Below are 21,731 nucleotides of genomic sequence, written 5' to 3' on the forward strand. Positions count from 1 at the left end.
CTGCGTTAATCCGGGTTCGGCTCAGCCGACAGCGCCTTCGAGGCTGACACTCAGCAGCTTCTGGGCCTCGGCGGCAAATTCCATGGGCAGCTCCTGGAACACTTCCTTGCAGAAGCCGTTGACGATCATGGATACGGCGTCCTCTTCCGATATGCCGCGCTGGCGGCAGTAGAAGAGCTGGTCCTCGCCGATCTTGGAGGTGGTCGCTTCGTGCTCGACCTTGGCGGTCGGATTGCGCACCTCCATGTAGGGGTAGGTATGGGCCGCGCACTTGTCGCCGATCAGCAGCGAGTCGCACTGGGTGTGGTTGCGTGCGTTCTCGGCCTTGGGCGTCATGCGCACCAGGCCACGGTAGGCATTGCTGCTGTGCCTGGCCGAGATGCCCTTGGAGACGATGGTGCTGCGGGTGTTGCGGCCCATGTGGATCATCTTGGTGCCGGTATCGGCCTGCTGATAGCCCTTGGTCACCGCCACGGAATAGAATTCGCCGACCGAGTCGTCGCCGCGCAGGATGCAGCTGGGGTACTTCCAGGTGATGGCCGAACCGGTCTCGACCTGGGTCCAGGAGATGTGCGAGCGGTCGCCGCGGCAGTCGCCGCGCTTGGTGACGAAATTGTAAATGCCGCCCTTGCCCTGATCGTCGCCCGGATACCAGTTCTGTACCGTGGAGTACTTGATAAAGGCATCCTCCAGCGCGACCAGCTCCACCACCGCCGCGTGCAGCTGGTTCTCGTCGCGCATGGGCGCGGTGCAGCCTTCCAGGTAGCTGACGGTGCTGCGGTCATCGGCAATGATCAGGGTGCGTTCGAACTGCCCCGTATTGGCCGCGTTGATGCGGAAATAGGTGGACAGCTCCATCGGGCAGCGGGTGTCCCTGGGGATATATACGAAGGTGCCGTCGGTGAACACTGCCGTGTTCAGCGCGGCGAAATAGTTGTCGCGTGCCGGGACCACCGAGCCCAGGTACTGCTTGACCAGCTCGGGATGCTCCTGCACCGCCTCGGAGATGGAGCAGAATATGACCCCGGCCTCGGCCAGCTTCTCCTTGAAGGTGGTGGCGACCGAGACGCTGTCGAAGACCGCGTCCACCGCCACCCCGGCCAGGGCCTTCTGTTCCTCCAGCGGGATGCCCAGCTTCTCGTAGGTTTCCAGCAGCGTGGGGTCGACCTCGTCCAGGCTCTTCGGTCCTTCCTTCTTCTTGGGCGAGGAGAAGTAGGAGATGGCCTGGAAATCGATGTCCGGATGGTGCACCGAGGCCCACTCGGGCTTGGTCATGGTCAGCCAGTGGCGATAGGCTTCCAGCCGCCACTCGAGCAGCCACTCGGGTTCGTTCTTGCGGGCGGAGATCAGTCGAATGACGTCCTCACTCAATCCCGGCGGAATGGTCTCGGATTCGATTTCGGTGACAAACCCGTGCTCGTATTCCTGACGGATCAGTTCGTCGACTTGTTCGGTTCCGGTACTCATCGATTGAGCTCCTCTCCGGCAGACCCGATTCGTGTTCGGTGCTGCCTGCTTTTAAAGATGCTGGCCCGGGCCCCCGGCTGGCTTCAGGGAACCCCGTTCCGGTCGCGGTGCGATCCTGTCGCCGCAAAGCGACAACGAATCCCAGCGGGATTGTACAATTTTTGCCACTTCCCGGCGGGTTCCCGGGTGGGGTCCGGGGCCCGACGTATTTCCTTAGCTAATTGGTCGGGTATTTTAATAATTGTTGACCAAAATAGTCAACATTATTTCTGGTGGGGATTGGTTGTCGGAAAAACAGTGGCTTGGACCTGCAGGAGACGGGATTTCCCGGCTGGCTGGGGTTTTGCGACCCGAGCGGGCGGGGCCGAACCGGTAACTTTATTATATTAACGCCGTCAGCCGCCGCGCCGCAAGCTGTCGGACGGCTGCCAGGCGGGCCCGATTGTCCGGTTTTCGCCGGATGGGGTAGGATGGCCGCACGGTCGGGTGTACCGATCCCATTGTCCGACAACAAGCGCAAGCGAAGGAGAAACAGCGTGGCGAACGAAGGTTACCATGAACCTGTCGAGGAACTGGATGACGAAACCCGCGATATGCACCGCGCCATCACCTCCCTGATGGAGGAACTGGAAGCGGTGGACTGGTACAACCAGCGGGTCACCGCCTGCAAGGACGACGAGCTGCGCGCCATTCTCAAGCACAATCGCGACGAGGAGAAGGAGCACGCCGCCATGGTCATGGAGTGGATCCGCCGGCGCGATCCCAAGTTCGACGAAGAACTGCGCGACTATCTGTTCACTGACAAGCCCATCGCGCACGACTGATCCCGAACCCGCGGCGGCCCGTCCGGGCCGCTGTCATCCCTTCCCGCCGCCTGTTGCTGCCGTCCTCGGCTGCAGCAGTTGTCCATCCCATTCCATGCCGGCTTCCAGTGACATCCACTCGATCAGTTCGCGTTTGAGCCGGGCCGCGACTTCCGGATATTCGTTGATGACGTTGTCATAGCACAGCGGGTCGTTCTCGATGTCGAACAGCCAGTACTCGGCGCCGTTGCGCATGGGCAGGTAGACCAGTTTCCACTTGTCGGTGCGGATCATGCGGTCCTTGGCCTGGATCACCCGGTTGCGATACTCCGGCTTGATGGCGAGCGTGCCGGTGGCCTTGTCCGGCACTTCGAGCATTTCCAGCAGCGGCGGGTACTGCAGGTGGTTGTCCTGCAGCCCGGGAATCTGACCCAGCCAGACACCGGTCTCGTGGAAGGCCGGCAGTTCGGTAGTGAAATCCGCCTGCTGCAGATAGCCGGCAAGTGAGACGCCGTCCACCGATTCAGGCACCGGAAGTTCCAGCAGCTCCAGCAGGGTGGGCATCAGGTCCACGCTGCGCACGGTGCGGCGCACCACCCGGCTGTCGCGGTAACGCGGATCGAGAATCAGCAGCGGGATGCGGGCGCTGGGGTCGTCCCCGACCACGCTGTTGCCCTGGCCCCAGGTGTGGCGCTCGAACAGGTCGGTGCCGTGATCGCTGTAGATGACGATCAGTGTGTTCTCCCGCAGTCCCAGCGATTCCAGGTGTTCGACGATAAAACGGACCTGGTCGTCGAAGCTGCGCACGGCGCCGTCGTAGAGATCGATCACCTGCTGGATGTCGAAGGCCTCCTTGCCCTGCTGCTGGCGTTTGACGATGGAGGAGGGATCGGTCAGACCGGACAGGGCGAACTTGGAATCGCCGTAATAGTCCTTCGCCGCGAACATGCTGTAATAGGGGTATTCCGAGCCGAAGGGCGCATGGGTCGCGCCCATGAAGACGTTCAGGTGGAAGGGGCGGTTATCCGCGGCGTATTCGCTGAGCAGCTGTTTCGCCCGGTAGGTGATCTCGGTATAGATGGGAAAGCCCGCCAGGTAGTAGATCTCCGGCAGCAGGTGCTTGCCCAGCGGGTTGTGTGCGAACAGGCTCAGGAACAGCCGGATGTCCTTCGGACCCTGGCGGATGAGGAACTTGAGGTTCCACTGGTCCTCCGGCAGGTCGGTCTCCCGGTAGCCGAGGTTGAGCTTGGCCAGATCGCCGCCGGCCCAGTCGCCGATCGCAGCGGTCTGGTAACCGACTGCGTTCAGCAGCTCCGGCAGGCCGGTGACCGGCAACCGGGCGTCCGCGTCGTCGATGTAATTGCTGCGGATGCCGGTGTGCTGCGGCCAGGCACCGGTGAGCATGCTCGCCAGGCTGGGCGCGGTGCGGGCGACCGGGACATAGGCCTGGGTGAAGAAGGTGCCTTCGCGGGCGAGGTCGTCGATGTAGGGGGTCAGTTCGCGCTCGTAGCCGGTTGCGCTGAAACGGTCGGCGCGCAGGGTGTCCGAGCCGATCATCAGCAGGTTCATGCGCGGCGTCGTGGTGCCGGCCTGCAGGCCGTGGGTGACCGGTTCAGGGTGATAGTTCAGCCCCAGGTACAGGGCTGCACCGGCGATCGCGTAGGCGGTCAGAAAGCGGGTGGTGCCGTAGGCACCACGACGGCGTCCGGCAATGATGCCGCTCAGCAGGGCCAGCCCCAGCAGGGCGATGATCAGATACTTGAGCAGGGTCAGCCGCGTCGGGCTGAGCAGATCCCAGACCGGGTACAGCCAGGCCGGATCGTAGAGAAAGGAGGCGATGATCCCGGACGGGTTGTAGAGCAGCAGGTGCAGGAGCACGGCCCCGGTGATGATGCCCCAGGCCAGCCCGGCCCAGATCAGCGCCGGCCAGAAACGCACCGGGTGGCCGCGCGTCTGGCAGCGGGCGAGATGGACCACGCTGCCCACGCTGGCCAGGGCGAAGGAGATCAGCCAGGTCCAGGCGGCCAGCCGCAGCATGGCCAGCGCGGCATAGCCGCTGTAGGAGTCCAGGATCTCGCCGCGGATCTCGGGCCCGGTGCGGGTGAAATCGAGCAGTGACTTGGCTGTCAGGACCAGGGTGACGAGGGCGGCGGCCACAGCCGCCGCCGCCAGCAGTTTCCAGAATTGTCTGCGTTCGCTCATGTTACCTGCCGCGGCTCGTGATGGCCGCTTCTTCGATTAAACCCTGATCGTAGCGCCGCTCCGGTGTGGCCGGCAATAGCCAAAGGCTTACAAGATCGATTCAGAGGCGGGCGACCGGGCGCTGGTGAAAGGTGCGGTTGAGCCACTTGCGCACCCGGTTGTGCAGCCGGTAGCCGGCACGCAGCGGCAGCGGCAGCGGCGGGGCGGCCGTCGTCAGCGGATAGTGATACTCGCGCAGCAACGCCGGGACCGCCCGTTCGAAGGTGGCGATCTGGCGCGGCTTCATGCGCTCGCGCCATTTCTCCACATTGGCCTGCTGCAGGCCCCGGGAGACCAGCGGGGTGGTCCTGAGCAGCTTGCTGTCCATCTGCTCGGGGCGTTCGAATTCGAGGATCTCCTCGCTGTAGGGTTCGTGCAGAAACCCGCACAGACGCTCGAGCTGCGGCTGCGGCGCGGCCAGCAGATCCTCGTAGCGCAGCTCCAGGTAGCGTTCCGACCCCAGCCGGCGGCCGCTGCGCCGGCCCGCCTCGACGCATTCCTCCCAGTAGCGAGCGGCGTGATAGATGTTATAGACATCGAAGTCATGGCGCCGTGCCAGCATGGACAGGGCCACGTCGCGGCCGTCGCGGATCAGATGTACCACCTGGCAGTCCGGGAACAGGGCGTCGATGGTGTCCAGGTGCTGGACGTAATAGGGGGTCTTGTCACCCCAGCGCACCTTGCCGGCACGCCGGGCCAGGTGCCGGTAGAGGGCATCGATGAGCCCGGCCAGGTCGGCCGGATGTTGCGCGGCCAGGGTCTGCGCCAGCCCGGCCAGCTGGGGATCGCCCGCCTCGACGAACTCGCGGAAGAACACCGGCCGCAGTTTCTGCATGGCCTGGAGCAGATTCTGGATCCGTTCGACGTTGTCCAGCGCCGGCTGCGGGCCGTAGCGGCGGTAGAGGGGGATGAAGAAGTGCGACTCGTCCCCGGGCAGAAACAGCCGCGGGTGCGAGCGCAGCATGTACAGCAGCAGGGTGGTGCCGGAACGGGGCGCGCCGACGATGAACAGGGGCCTTTCCGGATTCATCAGGACTTCATTTCCTTGTATTCAGGCACGGCGCAGCAGCCAGCGGCGCCAGCGCTGCGCCTCGTCGCGGATGCCCGGCAGCGGCAGGCCGAGAAACACCAGCAGATAGAACAGCACCGCCGCCGCCGCCATCCCGAGCAGATAGGGCCAGCTCATGGTACTTCCCAGTTGCTGCTGCCAGAGGCTGTCCAGTCCGGCCAGAAAGGCGAACAACAGCAGGTTGAGCAGCACCGGGGCGGCCAGTGCCGCCGGCAGATCCGACCAGCGCGCGTCCAGGCTGCGCCGGGCCAGGGCGAAGAAGCGCAGCGCGATCCAGGCCTGGCAGGGCACCATGGCCCAGGCCACGCCCACCATGCCCCAACGCAGTCCGATCAGGCAACCCACGGCGATGACCAGTGCCGACTCGGCCTGCAGCGCCAGTTCCCGGCCCAGCCAGTTGCGCGCCGCGGTCACCGCCCGCGACGGCCGGATGATGCACTGGCTGAGGCCGATCAGGGAGAGGATCTGCAGCGGCAGCGCGGCCGGGCTCCAGTTGGGCCCGTAGACCAGTTCGATGAAGGCCGGCGCCAGCCAGAACAGGCTCACGTAGATCGGCAGCATGTAGAGGGTGACCAGGCTGAGGGTGCGCCGGTACAGCCAGCGCGACTGGTCCGGGTTGTCCTGGATCTTGGACAGGGCCCGGAAGGTGGTGGCGTAGGCCGGCGTGCCGATCATCTCGGCCGGGATCTGGAACAGGCTGCTGGCCTTGTTGTACAGGCCGAGGAAATGCTCCCCCAGGGTGCGGCTGATGAGAAAGTTCTCCACCTGGCGGTTGATGTGGAAAGCGACATTGTTGGCCTGGATACGCACCCCGTAGCGGCCGAGGTCGCTCACCGCCCGGCGGTCCAGCTGCAGGGTCAGCGGCAGGCGTACCACCCGCTTGCTCAGCAGAATCTGAATGAAGGTGCCGAGCAGACCACTCAGCACCAGGCTCCACACGCCCATGCCGTGCCAGGCCATGCCGATGCCGGCCAGCCCCGACAGGAACATGCCGCCGAAGGAGACCAGGGCGAAGGCCTTGAAGCGCATCTCGCGATGCATCCAGGCCGCCTGGGTGTTCATCAGCGGCCGCAGCAGGAAACCCACCGCCGCCGTCTGCAGCAGCGGCCGGTAGAGCGGATCGTCGTACCAGGCGGCGAAGGGCCAGGCGAGGAGATAGAACAGCAGAAACAGGCCGGCACCGATCAGCAGCTGCAGGGTGAAGGCGGTGTTGTAGTGGCGTTGCTCCACCTCGCGGGCCTGCACCAGCGCCTTGGACATGCCGCCCACCGCCACCACCGTGGCCAGGCCGGTGAAGATCTGGATGGTGACCATCATGCCGAAGTCTTCCGGCAGCAGGATACGGGCCAGGATCACGCCGAACACGAATTGCACGGCAAAGCTGCCCGTGCCCTTGGTGATCAGCCAGGTGGTGCCGGAACGAAGTGAGTCCTGCAGGGCCATGGTCGGCGGGGTCAGCGGGCGCGGCGGGGAGGCCGGGGACGGGCCTGCGGGCCGGCGCCGGCGTCAGCGGATGATACGGCGTTCAATCTCGCCTTCCTTGTCGTAGCGTATGAGTTCTACCTGCGAGCCGTCACGGGCGAACCACCACTGGCTGCGGCGCTCGCCGGTGCGGAGCTCGCAGCCGACGGCGTCCGCGCGATCGGGCAGGCGACGGATGGCGGTGACCCGCGTCTCGTCGAGCAGGGCGGGCAGCATGACCACCAGATAATGATCCACCCGTGCCGGCGCGGATGGGCTGACCTCCAGGCGCCAGGCGCCCGGCTCCAGGGTGCGGTCGCGCTCGTCGCGTCTGGCGATGCGTTCGTAGACGGCGCCGTCGTCGTCATAGTTTCGGTCGCCCAGCCAGAACTCTTTACCCTCGCCGCCGATGCGGGCGACGCGCGGCCGTTCGGGCAGCAGGATACGACCGGTCAGACGGCCGCCGGCATGGCCCGGGCGGTCGGCTTCGGCCGGCAGTTCGATCAGGAAGTCGCTGCCCTCGAGCCGTGGTTCGGTCTGGCTGTGCAGCAGCCAGCGCTTGGTGAAGTCGGCGCGGGTGGCCTCCACCCGGTCGAAGACGATCACCGCGTCCTGGTGCCGGTCATAGACGAAGGCGCGGCGCCAGGACTCCACCCGCCGGGTGCGGTGGGCGAAGGTGCCCTTGCCCGACAGGCGGTTGGTGTAGGCCGGGGTGAGGTCGGCCAGCTTGACCGCCGCGCCCGCATCCCGGTGCACGGCCAGGGTCACGGCCGTATGGTAGATGTCGTACTGTTCCTGCCAGTGCTCCGGGCTGAGCGGGGCGGCCAGGCCCCAGCCGGAGCCGATGCGGCGCTGGCCGCCGTCGTTGTAGATGCGACGCACCTTGTTGCCCTGGTGCCGGGGCTCGGTGTCGGCCGGATCGGTGACCGTGACCAGGTTGTGGGCGATGCTCTGGTAGGCATAGTTCAGGTGGTGGTCGGAGCCGTATTGCCGTGGATAGATGCCGCTGTCGATGGCCAGGGCCCCGCCCTTGTAGAGGGTGAAGGCGCCCTGGTCCAGATGCATGTGCGACCAGTAGTTGTCGCCGGCCTTGAAGCTGACGAAGGTGGCATCGGGGGACCAGTCGCTGCGGGCGAGCAGCAGGCCGATGCCGTCGGCATAGTGATCCAGGGGCAGCGAGCGGCGTGCCTCGGGCTGGCACAAACGGTCGTCGGGCAGCGGTCCCCAGGGCCAGCTCAGGGGTTTGGGACGTTTCGGATTCGGGCAGCCGCCCAGGCTGTAGACGCCCGGGTGCTTCAGTTCCACGCCCAGGGCGGCGGCATCGGGCACATTGTTTTCGTACAGACCGCCGTCGCCGATGTGGATGTCTTCGCCGTCGGGCCGCTTGCGGTGAACCAGGAAATCGGCGAAGCCGCGCAACCCCGGGTCGCTGGCGAACAGGTCCTCGCCGGTGGCCGCGCGCCACATGTTGGGCAGCTGGAACACGGCATCGCCGATGCCGATGGCGACATATTCTGCCCCCTCGTGCCAGCCGCCGTTCTCGCCCATCACCTGCCGCCATGCCGGCAGCACGGTCTCCTTCCAGTAATGGTGGGTGAAATTCATCACGGGTTCGGCGCGCGGGTGTTCGCCATGCACGGCGATGGCGCAGGCCATCAGGGCCTGGAACGGGCTGTTGTACAGATAGACGTTATAGGGCGAGAGCTGGTTGCGGCGGATGAAACGGATCTGGTATTCGCAGCCGTCCAGGGTCTTCTCGAGCAGGCTGGCGCGCTGCGGCTCGCTCCATTTGTGATAGAGCCAGTCATAGGCCATGGCCAGCGGCTTGGTCTGCTGGTTGCCGCGCCAGCTCAGCTTCAGCTCGAGCAGCTCCGCGTGCAGTTGATCGAGGTCCTGGCTTCCCGGAACCAGCACCTCGGCCATGACGGCATCGAAGACGCGGTGATGGCGGCGGTTGGCATCACTGGCGCGGCGCTGCAGCTGTTCCAGGTAGTTGGGGTTTTCGGCGCGGATGATCTCCAGTTGCTGCGGCGTCGGATAGGGCAGACGTGGGTGCTCCATGCGGAACCCGGGCAGTTCGGCCGCGGGCAGGCTTTCCGGCGCCGGGATCTCCCGGGGTTTCAGTTCCTGCCCGGCGTTGCCGGCCTGAGGCTGGATCAGCAGGGTGGCGACCAGGCTCGCCGCCAGCAGCAGACTGAAGGCATACAGGGCCTGGCCGGCGGCCAGCGGCTGTCGGACCGGGCGCGGCCGGGTGCCGGGGGTGGCCAGCAGCCAGGCCAGCAGCCAGCCGAGCAGGGCCAGGATCACATCGGTGATATCGCCCTGGCGTCCGGGCAGGCCGCGCTGCTGCCATTCCAGGCCCAGACTGAGGGCCGCGATCGCCAGCATCCCCGACCACAGCAGCAGACTGCCGGCGCGGGCCAGCGGCGTGAGCCGCAGGCACAGGCCCAGGACCAGGAAGGGCCAGAGCTGGGCGGCGACGTCGGTCAGCCCGAAGCCGTGACTGATCTGGAGGGAGAAGGGGCGCCAGTTGAACGGATGCAGGCGTGCAGCGCTGGCTTCCACCTGGGTCTGGGCGAGGAGGTAGCCGGCCAGCGCCGCCGCCGCGCCGAACCAGGGCCAGACCGACTCGCGGCGGCGCAGCAGCAGGACGACGCCCAGCGCCAGCAGGGTGCCCAGCAGGACATCAAGAGTCAGCTGACGACCGCTGACGAGTACCCGGGCCGCCAGCAGGGCCGGCAGCAGCAGCGCCAGTAACCGCAGGCGCGGCTGTTCCGGCCTGAGCAGCTGCAGCAGAACCAGGGCGAAGGCCAGCACCAGGCCCAGGCGCATGAAGGTGGCGTGCAGGTCCAGCAGGGCCGGATTGCGCAGCCCGTTGTACAGGGGCAGCAGGCTCTGCCTGATGCCGCCAGGGCTGAGGTCGGGCAACAGCGGGCTGAGTTCGATGAACACCCACAGCAGGACGGCCAGTCCCGCCGCGGCCAGCGGAGTGTCAGAGTCATCGCGCAGCCAGCGGGCCTGCCGGGACCGGAGCCAGGCCAGCGGGCCGGCCTGTGCGCCGGTCTGCAGCGCCGCGCCCAGTCCCGCGCCCATGATATTGAGCAGGCTGTCCAGGCCCGACGCCGTGCGGCCGGGAAGGAAATGCTGCAGGCCTTCCAGGAGCAGGCTGACGCCGGCGGCAAGCAGCAGCACCGGCAGCAGGACGCCGCCGCCGCGCAGACGCCGGTAGCCGGCCCAGAGGAAACCCAGCGGCATATAGACCAGCAGGTTGAGGACCATGTCGGTGCCGCTGAATCCCGGCAACAGGCGGTCGGGCAGCCAGCCCGTTGCCGGCACCCGCCAGCCGCTCAGCGGATACAGGCTGCCATAGACGATCAGCAGGCTGTAGCTGAGTGCGAGTATGAGGAACAGGCGTGTGTCGTTTCCGGAGCGCATGCGGGCATCGGGTATCGTTGTATTTGTCGGCCGTTTGGGTATTGTAACGCCTAAACTCACTCAGGCTCGATAACAACAAGGAACGGTTCCATGCGGTTCACCTGGCTGAGGCTCCTGGCAGTACTGCCCCTGTTATGCGGTAGTCTTTCTGTGGTTGCCGGGTCGGACTATGTCGACATCATCGCCCGGACCAAACCGGCCATCGTTGGTGTCGGTACCTTCCAGAAGACCCGGCGGCCACCGATCAGGCTGCTGGGAACCGGCTTCGGGGTCCTGGACGGACGTCACATACTCACCAACCTGCATGTAATCCCGGACGAACTCAACACCGGCCAGCGCGAGTCCCTGGCCGTGCTGGTGGGCAGCGGCAGCAAGCCCGACCTGCGCCTGGCACAGCTGCAGGCATCCGATCCGAAGCATGACCTGGCCGTGCTGCGCATCGAGGGTGCGCCGGTCCCGACCCTGGAACTGGCCCCGCAGGCGCGGGTGCAGGAAGGCGGCATCTACCTGTTCACCGGCTTCCCCATCGGCGCGGTGCTGGGCCTGTATCCCGCGACCCATCGGGCCATGATCGCCGCCATCACCCCGATCGTGATCCCGGCCGACCATTCCAGCCGGCTCGATCCGGCCACCATCCGTCGCCTGCGCGCCCCCTATGATGTCTACCAGCTCGATGGTACGGCCTACCCGGGCAACAGCGGCAGCCCGCTGTACCGGCCGGAGACCGGCGAAGTTGTCGGAATAATTAACAAAGTATTCGTAAAGGAAACCCGGGAATCGGCCCTGACGGATCCCAGTGGCATCAGCTATGCCATCCCGGCCGAACATGCCACCCGCCTGCTGGAGCGGGTGAAAGCTGGGCATAATTGAGTTGAACCGCAGGCTTATCCCGGGTTGCGGAGTGACGGAAGGGCAACTGCACGGCGGGACGGCCGACCAGGGTCTGTCGTCAAGGAATTTTACAGATGTGTCGTCAGTGCCGGGTTCGACCCGGCCCCGGGAGGCACGGCCAGGCTTCAGTTGATTGATTTGTCTGTGATAAATTTTTCATGGCATGGCATGTGCTTGCCTGCAGGGAAGAAAATCCGTCCGGCCCGGTCCGGATCATGTACGGGGATGCAGCTTAATGGCCACCGAGAAAGATATTGAAAACAAAGAAAATCAGATAGTTGAATCTGATTCTGGCGTTGTGGCCGGTATCGAGTCCCGGCGCCGCCTTCTCAAGGGCGCGGCCCTCACGCCGGTGCTCCTGAGCCTGACCAGCCGCCCGGTCCTGGGGGCCGAATGCACCATCTCCGGCTTCATGTCCGGCAATGTCTCGGATCATGGCCATGACGACTGCGCCTGCGGCTTCACGCCCGGGGCGTGGAAGACGCCCTATGTCGGCGATGGCAACTGGAACCACACGCCCTTCGATCCGGGTACCTGCAAGAACCAGGGCCAGGGCCAGTGCAACAACTACAATGGGGACGGTACGCCCTTCTTCGGGCCCAGCACCTTCAGCGGCAGCGACCCGCACTATGCCGGCAAGACCCTGATGCAGGTGCTGTGGCTCTCGGGCAACCAGGATCCGCACCAGTTCGGTGCCCATATCGTCGCCGCCCTGCTCAATGCCTACGCCATCCCGGGCTACGGCATGAGTCCGGCTGACGTCCAGGCCATCTACGCCAATGTGGATGCCAACGGCGGTGCCGCCGGCGGGTACTACATGGGCAACAACGGCAAGATGCTCACCGTCGAGCAGGTCGTCGCCTTTATCCAGAGTACCCTCTGCGCCTATCAGTGATGTCCGATCGCCGCTGGCAGGTCTGCGGCCGGGCCGGCCTGGCCTGGGTGGACTGGGGCGGGGAGGTTGCGATCTATCACCGCGGCAGCGGTGACACCCATCTGCTCGATCCCCTGGCCGCCGAACTGCTCCGGGCTCTGGAGTCAGGGCCCCGCAGCGACGCGGATTTGGTTTCCCTCCTGAGTGAGTTAGTATCCCCGGAACCGGAGCGGCCGCCGCAGGCGCTGGCCGAGACCATCCTGGGGGAACTCAAGCGATTGAACATTATCGAGCTGATCGAATCTTGAATGCCATTGAACCGGACCGGCTGCCGGGGCAGCTGGCCGGTTCGGGGATCTGCATCCGAACCGGCCCCTTCGTCTCCCGTATCCAGTCCCGCCTGTCCGCCGTGGCCGCCGGCCTGGCGCTGCTGTATCCCGATTATCCTCTGGCCGATCCCGATGGCTTCACTGACTTCCAGGTGCGGCTGTACACCCCCAATCCCCTGCGCCGCTGGTGGCGGCCGCAGGTGCAGTTCGCCATGGACGGCCGCATCCCCTTCAAGCCGCTGCCCCTGTCGCAGGCCTATCCGCTGCTGGAGTGGGGTCTGAACTGGTGCATCACCAGCCATATGCATCACTACCTGCTGATCCACTCGGCGGTGGTGGAGAGGAACGGCCTGGGGGTGATCCTGCCGGGCGAGCCCGGGGCGGGCAAGAGTACGCTCTGCGCCGCGCTCATGCTGCGCGGCTGGCGGCTGCTGTCCGACGAGATGGCGGTGATCGACCTGGACAGCCTGGAACTGATCCCGGTGGTGCGGCCGGTGAGCCTGAAGAATGCCTCCATCGAGGTGATCCGGCGCTTCGCCTCCGAAGCGGTCATCAGCCCGCCGGCGCTGGACACCCTCAAGGGTACGGTGGCGCACCTGCGGGTGCCGCGTGCCAGCATCGAGCGCATGGACGAACCGGCCCGGGCCGGGGCCATTGTCTTTCCCCGTTACCGGTCCGATGCCGTTCCGGCGCAGGCCGCGCCCGAGACCCCGGGACGCACCCTGCTGCGCATTGCGCAGAACACCTTCAATTACAGCCTGCTGGGCGAGCGTGCCTTCCATGCCCTGACCGCCGTGGTGCAGGCCAGTCGCTGTCATGATCTGGCCTATGCCGAACTGGAGGAGGCCATCGCCTGGTTCGACCGCCTGAGCGGGGAGGCCGATGGCTGAGTCGTGCTTGCCGCTGCTGGTCCAGGTGCTGCGTGCGCCCGCAACGGCCGCGGTGCTGGAGGCGCCCGACTGGGACCGGCTTATCCGCCAGGCCCGGCATGCCAACCTGCTGGGCCGGCTGGCGCACCGGGTGGCCGACGTCTGCGATATGGCGGCGTTGCCGCCCCCGGTGCAGCGCCACCTGGATTCGGCCCGCAACTTCGCCGCCGCCCATGCCCGGGTGGTGCACTGGGAGGTCAACCGCATCCGCCGCGCCCTGGCGCCACTGGAGGTGCCGGTCATCCTGCTCAAGGGCGCGGCCTATCTTCTGAGTGGGTCGCCGGTGGCGGTCGGCCGGGTGTTCAGTGACGTGGACATCCTGGTGCCGCGCGCGCGACTGGATGCCGTGGAGGAGTCGCTGTACTGGGCCGGGTGGCTGACCACGCATCATGATGCCTATGACCAGCGCTACTATCGCCAGTGGATGCATGAGCTGCCGCCGTTGCGTCACGTGCGCCGTAAAACGGTGCTGGACGTGCATCACAACATCCTGCCCGAGACCGCGCGACTGCACCCCGATCCCGAAAAACTGATCGCGGCGGCCGAGTGCATCGACGCCCCCGATCTGCATGTGCTGTCCACCGAAGATCGGATCCTGCACAGTGCCACCCATCTGTTCCATGACGGCGAATTCGAACACGGTCTGCGCGACCTGGTCGATCTGGACGGACTGATCCGGGAGGCGGCCGGGGCGGAGGCCCGGTTCTGGGAGCGTCTGCCGGCGCGTGCTGACGAGCTGCAGCTGTCACGCCCGCTGGCCTATGCCCTGCGCTACTGCCGGGAGATCCTGGGCACGCCGGTGCCGGAAGCGATGCGACAGTGGACGGACCGGGCCCTGCCCGGGCGTGTCACCCGGGGACTGATGGATGCCCTGATGGCGCGCGCCCTGCGGCCGCCGCATCCCAGCTGCGAGGACGCCTTCACCGCCCCGGCGCGCTGGCTGCTGTATGTGCGCGGCCATGCCCTGCGCATGCCGCCGCATCTGTTGCTGCCGCATCTGTTGCGGAAGGCCGTGAGGAGTGAGGAGTGAGGTAGGGCGGGCACAGCCCGCGTGCTGTTTGATTTCCGTCATCCCGGCGCAGGCCGGGATCCAGATACAGCTGCGGTCACTGGATCCCGGCATTCGCCGGGATGACGATAACAGGTATGAAAACCGCTATATGTACAATGATTGGACCAATCAGAGTTTTTAGCGGGTTTCGTGGATTTCGTGGCCGTATTCAGACCCCATAGGCCTTGCCCGCGGCCAGCTTCTTCTCCCATTCCAGCGAGGTCTTCACGATGAAATCCAGATCGTCGTAGCGCGGGGTCCAGCCCAGGACTTCGCGGGCGCGGTCGGAGCGGGCGATGAGCGTAGGCGGATCACCGGGGCGCCGGTCGGTCGCTTCCACCGTGATGGGATGGCCGGCGACCCGTTCCACGGCGTCGATGACCTCGCGCACGCTGTAGCCGTGGCCGTAGCCGCAGTTGAGGGTGACCGACTCGCCGCCGCCGCGCAGATAGTCCAGCGCCTTGAGGTGGGCGTCGGCCAGATCCTCCACGTGAATGTAGTCACGCACCCCGGTGCCGTCGGGCGTGGGATAATCGGTGCCGAAGACGTACATTCGTTCGCGCCGGCCCGCGGCCACCTCACAGGCCACCTTGATCAGCAGGGTGGCGCGCGGGGTGGACTGGCCGATGTCGCCGTCCGGGCTGGTGCCGGCAACATTGAAATAGCGCAATGCCACATGGCGCAGGTCGCAGGCGCGGCTGAGATCGCGCAGCATCATCTCGCTCATCAGCTTGGAGGCGCCGTAGGCATTGATGGGGTCGGTCGGGGTGTCCTCGGTGCAGTAGGGCGAATCCGGAATGCCGTAGACGGCGGCAGTGGAGGAGAAGATGAAATGTTTTACCCCGTGATGCTGGCAGCAGCTGAGCAGGCTGCGGGTATGGCAGGTGTTGTTGCCGTAGTACTTGAGCGGATTTTCAACCGATTCCGGCACCACGGTATGGGCGGCGAAATGCAGGACGGACTCGATGGCGTGCTCGGTCAGCAACCGGTCGACCAGGGCGGCATCGCCGGTATCACCCACCACCAGCTCGGCCCCCTGCACCGCCTCGGCAAAGCCGGTGGACAGGTTGTCCAGCACCACCACCTGCTCCCCCCGTTGGAGCAGCTGACGCACCACGTGACTGCCGATGTACCCGGCGCCGCCGGTGACCAGGATCGCGCCTGACTGCATTCGATCATCCTCCATATCGCAATGTTTTCAATCTTTTGGTTTAATCTCTGGCAATCTTAACAGGGCGGGGCGCAGAAGACGAAGCATCCCTGTTCCCGACGACGGCAAAGGACGACTCATGCGAACCCACCTGATAATGCTGCTGCTCGGTGCGCTGGTACTGGCCGGACCGGCCCGGGCGGCGGATCCGCTCATCCGCTCGGGCGAGCAGTCGCGGCCCTTCGCGTCCTATCTGGAACAGTACGAGCGCTGCAAGGCGCGGGAGGAATTCACCCCGCCGCGCGGCGAGTACGAGACGCAGGAGGAATACCGGCTGCGGCTGGAGCGACTGCGCGTGGGTTGTGACCGCCACCGGCTGATCCAGGATGCGCAGTTGCGCGTTCCGGTCTTTCTCGACTACCAGGCCGATCAGCAGCGTTTTATGTTCGAGCTGCCGCAGGCGGATGCATTCCGCATCCACTACCAGCCCCTGATCTGGGACGACTTCCCGGCCTTCCTGGGCAAGCTGCCCCGCGATAAGTGGCACGTGGACGATCCGACCGCCAAGGCCAGCGTCTACAAGGAATGCCAGCCCCGCAGGGTCGTGCTCAACGAGGATTTCATCACCCGGGTGGAGCCCTTCCGGGCCGATTCCTGGCGCGGCTGCATGACCTACTATGAACGCGGCGAGGAATTCGCCTGGCGGCGGGACGAGAACACCTTTTATATCGAGGATGTCACCTTCCACGCCCGGGCGCCGGTGGATCGTGCCCGCCTGCTCAAGGAGCAGGAGAAACAGCTGTACTTTGTGATCGATGGCAGTCTGAAGGTGCCGGAGCGGGAGTTCGTGGCACAGCGGGTGCGACTGCGCAACACCGCCACCGACACGGATTTCCTCCAGCTGCTGCCTGAATGAGTCCGCCGGCCGGCTTGCGGCGCCCCATGCGGGACAGTCATTTCTGGCTGGCGCATCTGGCAGCGGTGCTGCTGTGGCTGGTCGGACTGGTTTGGCTGCGGCCGGACGTCGACCCGCTGTGGCCGCTGCATGCCGTGCAGGCCTTCGCCCTGCTCGGGCTTGCCTATCCGGTGGTCGAGGAGATCCTGTTCCGGGGTTTGCTGCAGGGCTGGCTGCGGGAGCGGCCGCGGCTGCGGGCATCCCGCTTCGGCATCACCCCGGCCAACCTGATCACCAGCCTGGTGTTCACCGCGCTGCATTTCATCAACCATCCGCCGCTGGCCGCTGCCGCGGTGCTGGCCCCGTCGCTGGTGTTCGGCTATTTCCGCGATCGGCACGACAGCCTGGTGGGGCCGATCTGGCTGCACTGCTTCTACAATATCGGCTATTTCTGGCTGTTTGCTTCGTAATTTTATAATGGCCACGGAAAACACGGACCATAATTATGGTGAAAAAACTTTTCTAACCGCTTGCTTCTTTTTCGTATTCCGGCGCCATTGCCGGAATTCCAGGAAACAGCCTCGCACAGGTTGGGAGTTAGCCCCGTCAGGGAGGTAACCCAACATCCCTGACAGTTATTCGTTGGGTTACGGCGCTATCTCGCCTACCCCACCCCCCCCATACCATGGTGCCATCATTATCTTTTCGTGGGTTTCGTGCCAAACAAAAAATCAGGCACGTGTCCTTCGCCCGCTCACGCACGCCGCCGGCCAACCAAGATTGCGGCAGGCGCCATAGTCGGAGGACCATGCAGGGGCCGATTGGGTGGAGCGGGATGCAGGACGCCGCCATCGAGGATTGCCACTCGATTGGGGATAGATTATTCCGAGCACCACCCGGGGGGCGAAGAGTGCGCAGCAGGTGAGGATCTTGTTCCGGACGCTTGCGCGAGTTGTCCTGCTGGTCGGGATACAGGTCGGCGCGATCTGGCGGCATAGGTCCTTGCGCAAGGGAAAGCCCGAGTCCGGGATCACGACAGACACCGCGCCAGTTGGCATCGCCACACCCAATGACCTGTCCGCAGCCGACGGGCGGCCCCCCCGTTTTGTTCCGCCGGGAGCACAGTTCCGGAACAGTTGGTCAGGACGGGCGTCCTCGCGGGCTGACGCAGGGGGATGTACATGGGCGGCCAGCAGCGATTACGGGTGAAACCGGCAAGGCGGCAGGGATGCCGTGGCGTTCGACCACGACGAACTACCTTTCCTCGGGCCCATAACGGTGTGCCATGTAGGGTGCGACCCAGGCAGTTGAAGCCGGCCTGTCGGGAGTTCCAGCAGCATGGCCACTGCCGGCCAGGTCAGCCGGCCCGAGAGCAGCACGCTCAGGTTGTCCGGCACGCCCTCGGCCAGCATGGCGGCCCCGGCGCGGTTGGTTGTCTCGAAGCCGCGGCAAAGAAGACCCGGCCGCTCCGCGTTCGGCACCGGGCGATGGCAACCGCCCGGCGGGCGAGGCGATGGGGCGGCGGATGCGGCCCCGGCGGCCCGGGCCCTCCGTTCCAGCGAGGGGGGGTGACCTTCTTCGGGTGCGTTGACCGGTACCCGCAGCATGTCGCCGAAGGCGACCAGGCTGCTGTCTTCATCAGGGCCCGTTGATGGCGTGCTGAGTCCCTCTTCGGGCCAGTCAGGACGGGCCAGCCGGGGCCCGGAAATCCAGCTCGATCTTCTCCGGCAGGCCGCCAGCGCAGGCCGGCCTGGGTGATGGAGCGTTTCGTGGCCTACCGCAGACGTTCTGATGCGCACCGGCTTCGCGTATATCCAGATCGCGATGCGTTTGCAGGCCAGGTGCGGGCGTCGGAGTCGCTCATATCGGATGAACTAAGGGGATGTGACGCTGGCCGGCGTGCAGGGGCCGCGCCGTCGGGCTGGATCGCCGTACTCATGTCTCGCTGGTGCGCGGCGGCGCTCACGCTGGCCGTTGACCTCCGATAGCCAGCCAGTCCCAGCCAGGCGTCCCAGGACCCTGGCCCTCGGGCCGAGAGGTTGAACACGGGTGCGGGATTGCCAGGTTCGCCGCAACAAGGCGGATGGCGCGGTCGGGATCGAAGGGGGGATCGTCCAGCACTGCAGCAGGCGTGGGGGGTGAACGCGGATATGTCAGGGCAGCATCAGGTCGGCGGCGCGGAAACATCACCGGATACTTGGCCGGCTTGTCGTCGCCCTCGGTTCACCACACAGGTGAACGTTTTCGATGATGCCACCAAGATCGAAGCTGGCCGGCAGACCAGGTTGCCGACGTTTCTCGATGAACAGAATGTCCAGCCGTCCAAGTCCAGCTGGTGCAGGGCGTCATAGGCACCATGTGGGCATACAGTGACAGGCGGGGCCCGTGGCGATCTGGAAAGGGCCGGCACGCCGCGGGCGCGGGATGCGCGCGGCGTCCGTGGTCTGGTGTCCAGGTCGCCCTCGATGACGCCGAGGCGCATTCATGCGCCAGCGCATCGATGGTCGCCGCCAGCAGCGCCGCTTGGCCCGACCGGGGAGGACATCAGGTCGGCGCCAGTACGGCCGTGGCGTCGAAGTCTCGCGGTTGTGGGCGGCTGGCCGGTCGTTCCCGACAACAAGGCCTTCAGCACCATCCACTCTTTCATGGCCCCGGGGAGGTTCAAGGTTGATCTTTGCGCGTCGATCGCCAGCAGTGACGGTTTGCCGGGGTGATGTTGCAGCCGAAGGTGTCACACATGGTTGTATTCCCTGTTATGCGTTCCAGTTCAGATAGCGGATTCGGTCTCGGAGCATGAGGAACTCCAGCTTGGCCAGCAGGAAGTTTTCGTCGCCGCTCACCCCGCCCGGGTCTGCCAGGCACCGCAACCGGCCGCACAGCAGCCGGTTGGGGCTGGCCGCGCTCGGGCGCCGCTTCGGAACAGCTCCACACCAAAGGGGGTCCGCCTCAGTACCAGATCGTGACGGGCCGCCGGCCAGGGTGCCGGCACTGGCGATGGGGAATGCCCCTGGCGCAACAGTTCGGTTCAACTCCGCCGAGTGGTCCGATGCGTACCACGATGCGGAGACCTTCTAGGCGCGGGTGACGGCGGGGCCTAGCCGGAGAACTGGCGCAAGCATGCCCTGGCAGACCGAAGAGTCTCATGCATCTGGGAGTTGTTCCCCAGCATTTTCGTCGTACAGCTGACAGCTCGCCAGGCCGAGCGGCGCGCTCCTGCTGCCCTCATCTTCCTGGATCATAACCGACGTGCACCATCCGAAATCGCCCGGGTCAGCGCCTCATCCTGCAGAGCAGGAACCGGCTGACAATCGCGCTGGATGCCGGCGGTGGGTGGCCTCGCACTGGGCGAGAAACCGTCGACATTGACTAACCTGCAATGGTAATCCCAAACACAGACGGGCCTCCATAATAGGGCGTGGACGCAGCCGGGCCGGCTGCCTCGGTATATGGTCCCTACGATGGATTCGCGCAATGCAAGGCATCGGCTTGCGGCGTCCGGTCTGCAGATGTCATAACTCGGCCGTACCTTGATCGGGGGAGAAGGCATGCGGGTGCAACGAACGGCGGCGATTTCGTAGCGGAGTCCGGTCGCTGCTGAGCCTGATCCTGTGGCGGGCGGGCGCAGGTGGGGGGGTGCCTGCTTCTTCCGCACGGGGGGCGAACCGAAACGGGCAGGGTGCTGGTATGAGCAAGAACTCAGCGGCCTCGTTCCATATCAGTCTTTGGCCTGATATGGAGCGGCCGCGGCTCCAGGCCGAACTGGACGCGCCCGCCCCGCGCAGGCACCGTTTCAGGTTGTCGCTGGCGGGCAGCAACAAGGCCCTGTTGGGGACTACCTTCAGGGCGGGGGGCCGATAACACCGTGGGGGGGTGCGGTGCGCTGTCACGTGACGGGCAAGGAGACAGATAGTTCAACATTCGGCTTTTGCATGGCCGGGTGCCGGCACTGATATGCATCATCCCGCGGCTGTTGACCTGTGGCGCACAGGGTTAATAATAGAACCCATAGCATCATCCACAAGGCAATGTGAACAATGAATAACAACTGCCTGGTACTGGGGCTGGGGAACACCCTGCTCAGTGACGAAGGGATCGGTCCATGTCAAGACGGTGGCCTGGCAACAGGTGCCACCCCTGGATGCCAGCGTAACCGGCATGGACGGCGGACCCCAGTTTCACCCTGGCCAGTCCATCGAAGCCACCGATCGTCTCATCGGGTGATGCCAAGCCGAACTCAATGCCGCGCCCGGTACTCCAGGTCCCTACGAGAACGAAGGCAGGACGATGCATAGCACAACCGCAAGCGCAGCGTACACGAGGTCACCTGCTCGATCTGCTGGCCAGCGCGCGCGCTTACCGACTCGCGCTGCCCGCGCCGCCGCGCCCTGGTGGGTATCCAGCCGAACATGTCGACTGGGGGCGATACCCCCACCGAGCCCGTCCAGCCGGCCATCGGGACCGGCTGTTCGCATCGCAGACACTGAGCTACCGGGGCGCCAATGGCGGCCTGAGCGATATCCGGTTCGGGCACGACGGAGACGCCCTGCCGGGCGCGGACCCAGCCTGCGGTCCGGCCATGCTGATGGAACTGGCCGTAGCCTGGAGACCTTCCCAGCTCGAGGCGAGAAACGGCCGTGTGAACCTGCGCAGCCTCCATGCCGGTCGCCGAGCACGAGATGCTTCCGCGAATGGCTGGGGGTGGGCGAGGTCCGCATCGAACTCGACTCCCTCGGTCCCACTTCCATTCATGAGACGGCCTATCCCGGGATCTGGTGGGTGGTGCATCGCAACCGTGATGGGGAGATCATGACCCAGCAGGTCGAGGTCACCGCCTGTCCCGAGATCATCCGTTCCCAGCAGGAAGACATCCACGAAGGGCTGCAGCGCCTGCGCGAGGCACTGCCCACAGGAGAATCCGCATGACACGACCGACGCTTGCCCAGCAGCTGGCCCGGCAGGGCATCAGCCGCCGCGCCTTTCTCAAGTTCTGTGCGGCCACCGCCTCCATGATGGCGCTGCCGCCGACCATGGCACCGGCCATCGCCGAGGCCTGGGCAGGCGTACCCGGCCGTCGGTCATCTGGCTGTCGTTCCAGGAATGCACCGGCTGTACCGAGTCCCTGACCCGCTCGCATTC

The 21,731-nt window shown here is 65.6% G+C and carries 17 protein-coding genes; 11 read left to right on the forward strand and 6 right to left on the reverse strand.

The window, feature by feature from the left end; translation table 11 throughout:
- Positions 1–21: 21 nt before the first annotated feature.
- A complete protein-coding gene (sufB, locus tag D6C00_RS13520) occupies positions 22–1,467 on the reverse strand; it encodes a Fe-S cluster assembly protein SufB (protein ID WP_125182188.1) in 1,446 nt (481 codons plus the stop codon).
- Positions 1,468–2,003: 536 nt separating this feature from the next.
- Between sufB and D6C00_RS13525 the strand changes: the two genes are divergently transcribed.
- Positions 2,004–2,291 carry an encapsulin-associated ferritin-like protein gene (locus tag D6C00_RS13525; protein ID WP_125182189.1) on the forward strand — a complete coding sequence of 96 codons (288 nt, stop codon included), beginning with the start codon at positions 2,004–2,006 and terminating at the stop codon, positions 2,289–2,291.
- A gap of 33 nt (positions 2,292–2,324) precedes the next feature.
- Here the strand turns inward: D6C00_RS13525 and D6C00_RS13530 are convergent, their stop codons facing one another.
- From D6C00_RS13530 to D6C00_RS13545, 4 genes are all read right to left on the reverse strand, one after another.
- Positions 2,325–4,472, reverse strand: a complete 2,148-nt coding sequence (locus D6C00_RS13530; RefSeq protein ID WP_125182190.1) for a sulfatase family protein — start codon at positions 4,470–4,472, stop codon at positions 2,325–2,327.
- A 100-nt stretch (positions 4,473–4,572) separates the two neighbouring features.
- Entirely contained in the window at positions 4,573–5,541 is a 969-nt protein-coding gene (locus D6C00_RS13535; protein WP_125182191.1) for a sulfotransferase family protein, read from the reverse strand.
- 21 nt (positions 5,542–5,562) lie between these two features.
- Positions 5,563–7,023 carry a lipopolysaccharide biosynthesis protein gene (locus D6C00_RS13540; protein WP_125182192.1) on the reverse strand — a complete coding sequence of 487 codons (1,461 nt, stop codon included), beginning with the start codon at positions 7,021–7,023 and terminating at the stop codon, positions 5,563–5,565.
- Positions 7,024–7,086: 63 nt separating this feature from the next.
- Positions 7,087–10,476, reverse strand: coding sequence for a VanZ family protein (locus tag D6C00_RS13545; RefSeq protein WP_125182193.1), 3,390 nt, complete (start codon positions 10,474–10,476; stop codon positions 7,087–7,089).
- Positions 10,477–10,566: 90 nt separating this feature from the next.
- On the opposite strand from D6C00_RS13545, the gene D6C00_RS13550 reads away from it, so the two are divergent.
- The 5 genes from D6C00_RS13550 to D6C00_RS13570 all read left to right on the forward strand — a co-directional run bounded on the left by D6C00_RS13550 (position 10,567) and on the right by D6C00_RS13570 (position 14,529).
- Complete coding sequence (locus D6C00_RS13550; RefSeq protein ID WP_125182194.1) at positions 10,567–11,346, forward strand: S1 family peptidase; 780 nt, start codon at positions 10,567–10,569, stop codon at positions 11,344–11,346.
- Between the two features lie 319 nt (positions 11,347–11,665).
- Positions 11,666–12,262 (forward strand): hypothetical protein, encoded by a 597-nt coding sequence (locus tag D6C00_RS13555; protein ID WP_125182195.1) that lies wholly within the window; start codon positions 11,666–11,668, stop codon positions 12,260–12,262.
- Positions 12,262–12,549, forward strand: a complete 288-nt coding sequence (locus D6C00_RS13560; RefSeq protein WP_125182196.1) for an HPr-rel-A system PqqD family peptide chaperone — start codon at positions 12,262–12,264, stop codon at positions 12,547–12,549. The genes D6C00_RS13555 and D6C00_RS13560 overlap by 1 nt, the downstream gene beginning before the upstream one ends.
- Positions 12,546–13,460: an HprK-related kinase A gene (locus tag D6C00_RS13565; protein ID WP_125182197.1), complete on the forward strand. Its 915-nt coding sequence runs from the start codon at positions 12,546–12,548 to the stop codon at positions 13,458–13,460. The genes D6C00_RS13560 and D6C00_RS13565 overlap by 4 nt, the downstream gene beginning before the upstream one ends.
- Positions 13,453–14,529: a nucleotidyltransferase domain-containing protein gene (locus D6C00_RS13570; protein ID WP_125182198.1), complete on the forward strand. Its 1,077-nt coding sequence runs from the start codon at positions 13,453–13,455 to the stop codon at positions 14,527–14,529. The genes D6C00_RS13565 and D6C00_RS13570 overlap by 8 nt, the downstream gene beginning before the upstream one ends.
- Before the next feature lie 190 nt (positions 14,530–14,719).
- On the opposite strand, the gene galE is transcribed toward D6C00_RS13570, so the two are convergent.
- Positions 14,720–15,721 (reverse strand): UDP-glucose 4-epimerase GalE, encoded by a 1,002-nt coding sequence (gene galE, locus D6C00_RS13575; protein WP_125182199.1) that lies wholly within the window; start codon positions 15,719–15,721, stop codon positions 14,720–14,722.
- A gap of 118 nt (positions 15,722–15,839) precedes the next feature.
- Between galE and D6C00_RS13580 the strand changes: the two genes are divergently transcribed.
- The 5 genes from D6C00_RS13580 to D6C00_RS16805 all read left to right on the forward strand — a co-directional run bounded on the left by D6C00_RS13580 (position 15,840) and on the right by D6C00_RS16805 (position 21,718).
- Positions 15,840–16,616, forward strand: a complete 777-nt coding sequence (locus D6C00_RS13580) for a hypothetical protein (protein ID WP_125182200.1) — start codon at positions 15,840–15,842, stop codon at positions 16,614–16,616.
- Positions 16,613–17,065: a JDVT-CTERM system glutamic-type intramembrane protease MrtJ gene (gene mrtJ, locus D6C00_RS13585; protein WP_125182201.1), complete on the forward strand. Its 453-nt coding sequence runs from the start codon at positions 16,613–16,615 to the stop codon at positions 17,063–17,065. The genes D6C00_RS13580 and mrtJ overlap by 4 nt, the downstream gene beginning before the upstream one ends.
- Positions 17,066–20,675: 3,610 nt before the next feature.
- Positions 20,676–20,816: a hypothetical protein gene (locus D6C00_RS15515; protein ID WP_158675431.1), complete on the forward strand. Its 141-nt coding sequence runs from the start codon at positions 20,676–20,678 to the stop codon at positions 20,814–20,816.
- Between the two features lie 63 nt (positions 20,817–20,879).
- Entirely contained in the window at positions 20,880–21,518 is a 639-nt protein-coding gene (locus tag D6C00_RS16405) for a hydrogenase expression/formation C-terminal domain-containing protein (protein ID WP_125182202.1), read from the forward strand.
- Entirely contained in the window at positions 21,515–21,718 is a 204-nt protein-coding gene (locus tag D6C00_RS16805) for a twin-arginine translocation signal domain-containing protein (RefSeq protein ID WP_241546878.1), read from the forward strand. The genes D6C00_RS16405 and D6C00_RS16805 overlap by 4 nt, the downstream gene beginning before the upstream one ends.
- Positions 21,719–21,731: the final 13 nt, after the last annotated feature.

This window comes from Thiohalobacter thiocyanaticus (assembly GCF_003932505.1).
GTDB classification, from domain to species: Bacteria; Pseudomonadota; Gammaproteobacteria; order Thiohalobacterales; family Thiohalobacteraceae; genus Thiohalobacter; species Thiohalobacter thiocyanaticus.

Bases quoted from the DNA above. Each gene is read 5' to 3' on its own strand.
- sufB (WP_125182188.1), bottom strand. From the start codon at position 1,467: ATGAGTACCGGAACCGAACAAGTCGACGAACTGATCCGTCAGGAATAC.
- D6C00_RS13530 (WP_125182190.1), bottom strand. From the start codon at position 4,472: ATGAGCGAACGCAGACAATTCTGGAAACTGCTGGCGGCGGCGGCTGTG.
- D6C00_RS13535 (WP_125182191.1), bottom strand. From the start codon at position 5,541: ATGAATCCGGAAAGGCCCCTGTTCATCGTCGGCGCGCCCCGTTCCGGC.
- D6C00_RS13540 (WP_125182192.1), bottom strand. From the start codon at position 7,023: ATGGCCCTGCAGGACTCACTTCGTTCCGGCACCACCTGGCTGATCACC.
- D6C00_RS13545 (WP_125182193.1), bottom strand. From the start codon at position 10,476: ATGCGCTCCGGAAACGACACACGCCTGTTCCTCATACTCGCACTCAGC.
- D6C00_RS13550 (WP_125182194.1), top strand. From the start codon at position 10,567: ATGCGGTTCACCTGGCTGAGGCTCCTGGCAGTACTGCCCCTGTTATGC.
- D6C00_RS13560 (WP_125182196.1), top strand. From the start codon at position 12,262: ATGTCCGATCGCCGCTGGCAGGTCTGCGGCCGGGCCGGCCTGGCCTGG.
- D6C00_RS13570 (WP_125182198.1), top strand. From the start codon at position 13,453: ATGGCTGAGTCGTGCTTGCCGCTGCTGGTCCAGGTGCTGCGTGCGCCC.
- galE (WP_125182199.1), bottom strand. From the start codon at position 15,721: ATGCAGTCAGGCGCGATCCTGGTCACCGGCGGCGCCGGGTACATCGGC.
- D6C00_RS13580 (WP_125182200.1), top strand. From the start codon at position 15,840: ATGCGAACCCACCTGATAATGCTGCTGCTCGGTGCGCTGGTACTGGCC.
- mrtJ (WP_125182201.1), top strand. From the start codon at position 16,613: ATGAGTCCGCCGGCCGGCTTGCGGCGCCCCATGCGGGACAGTCATTTC.
- D6C00_RS16405 (WP_125182202.1), top strand. From the start codon at position 20,880: ATGCATAGCACAACCGCAAGCGCAGCGTACACGAGGTCACCTGCTCGA.
- D6C00_RS16805 (WP_241546878.1), top strand. From the start codon at position 21,515: ATGACACGACCGACGCTTGCCCAGCAGCTGGCCCGGCAGGGCATCAGC.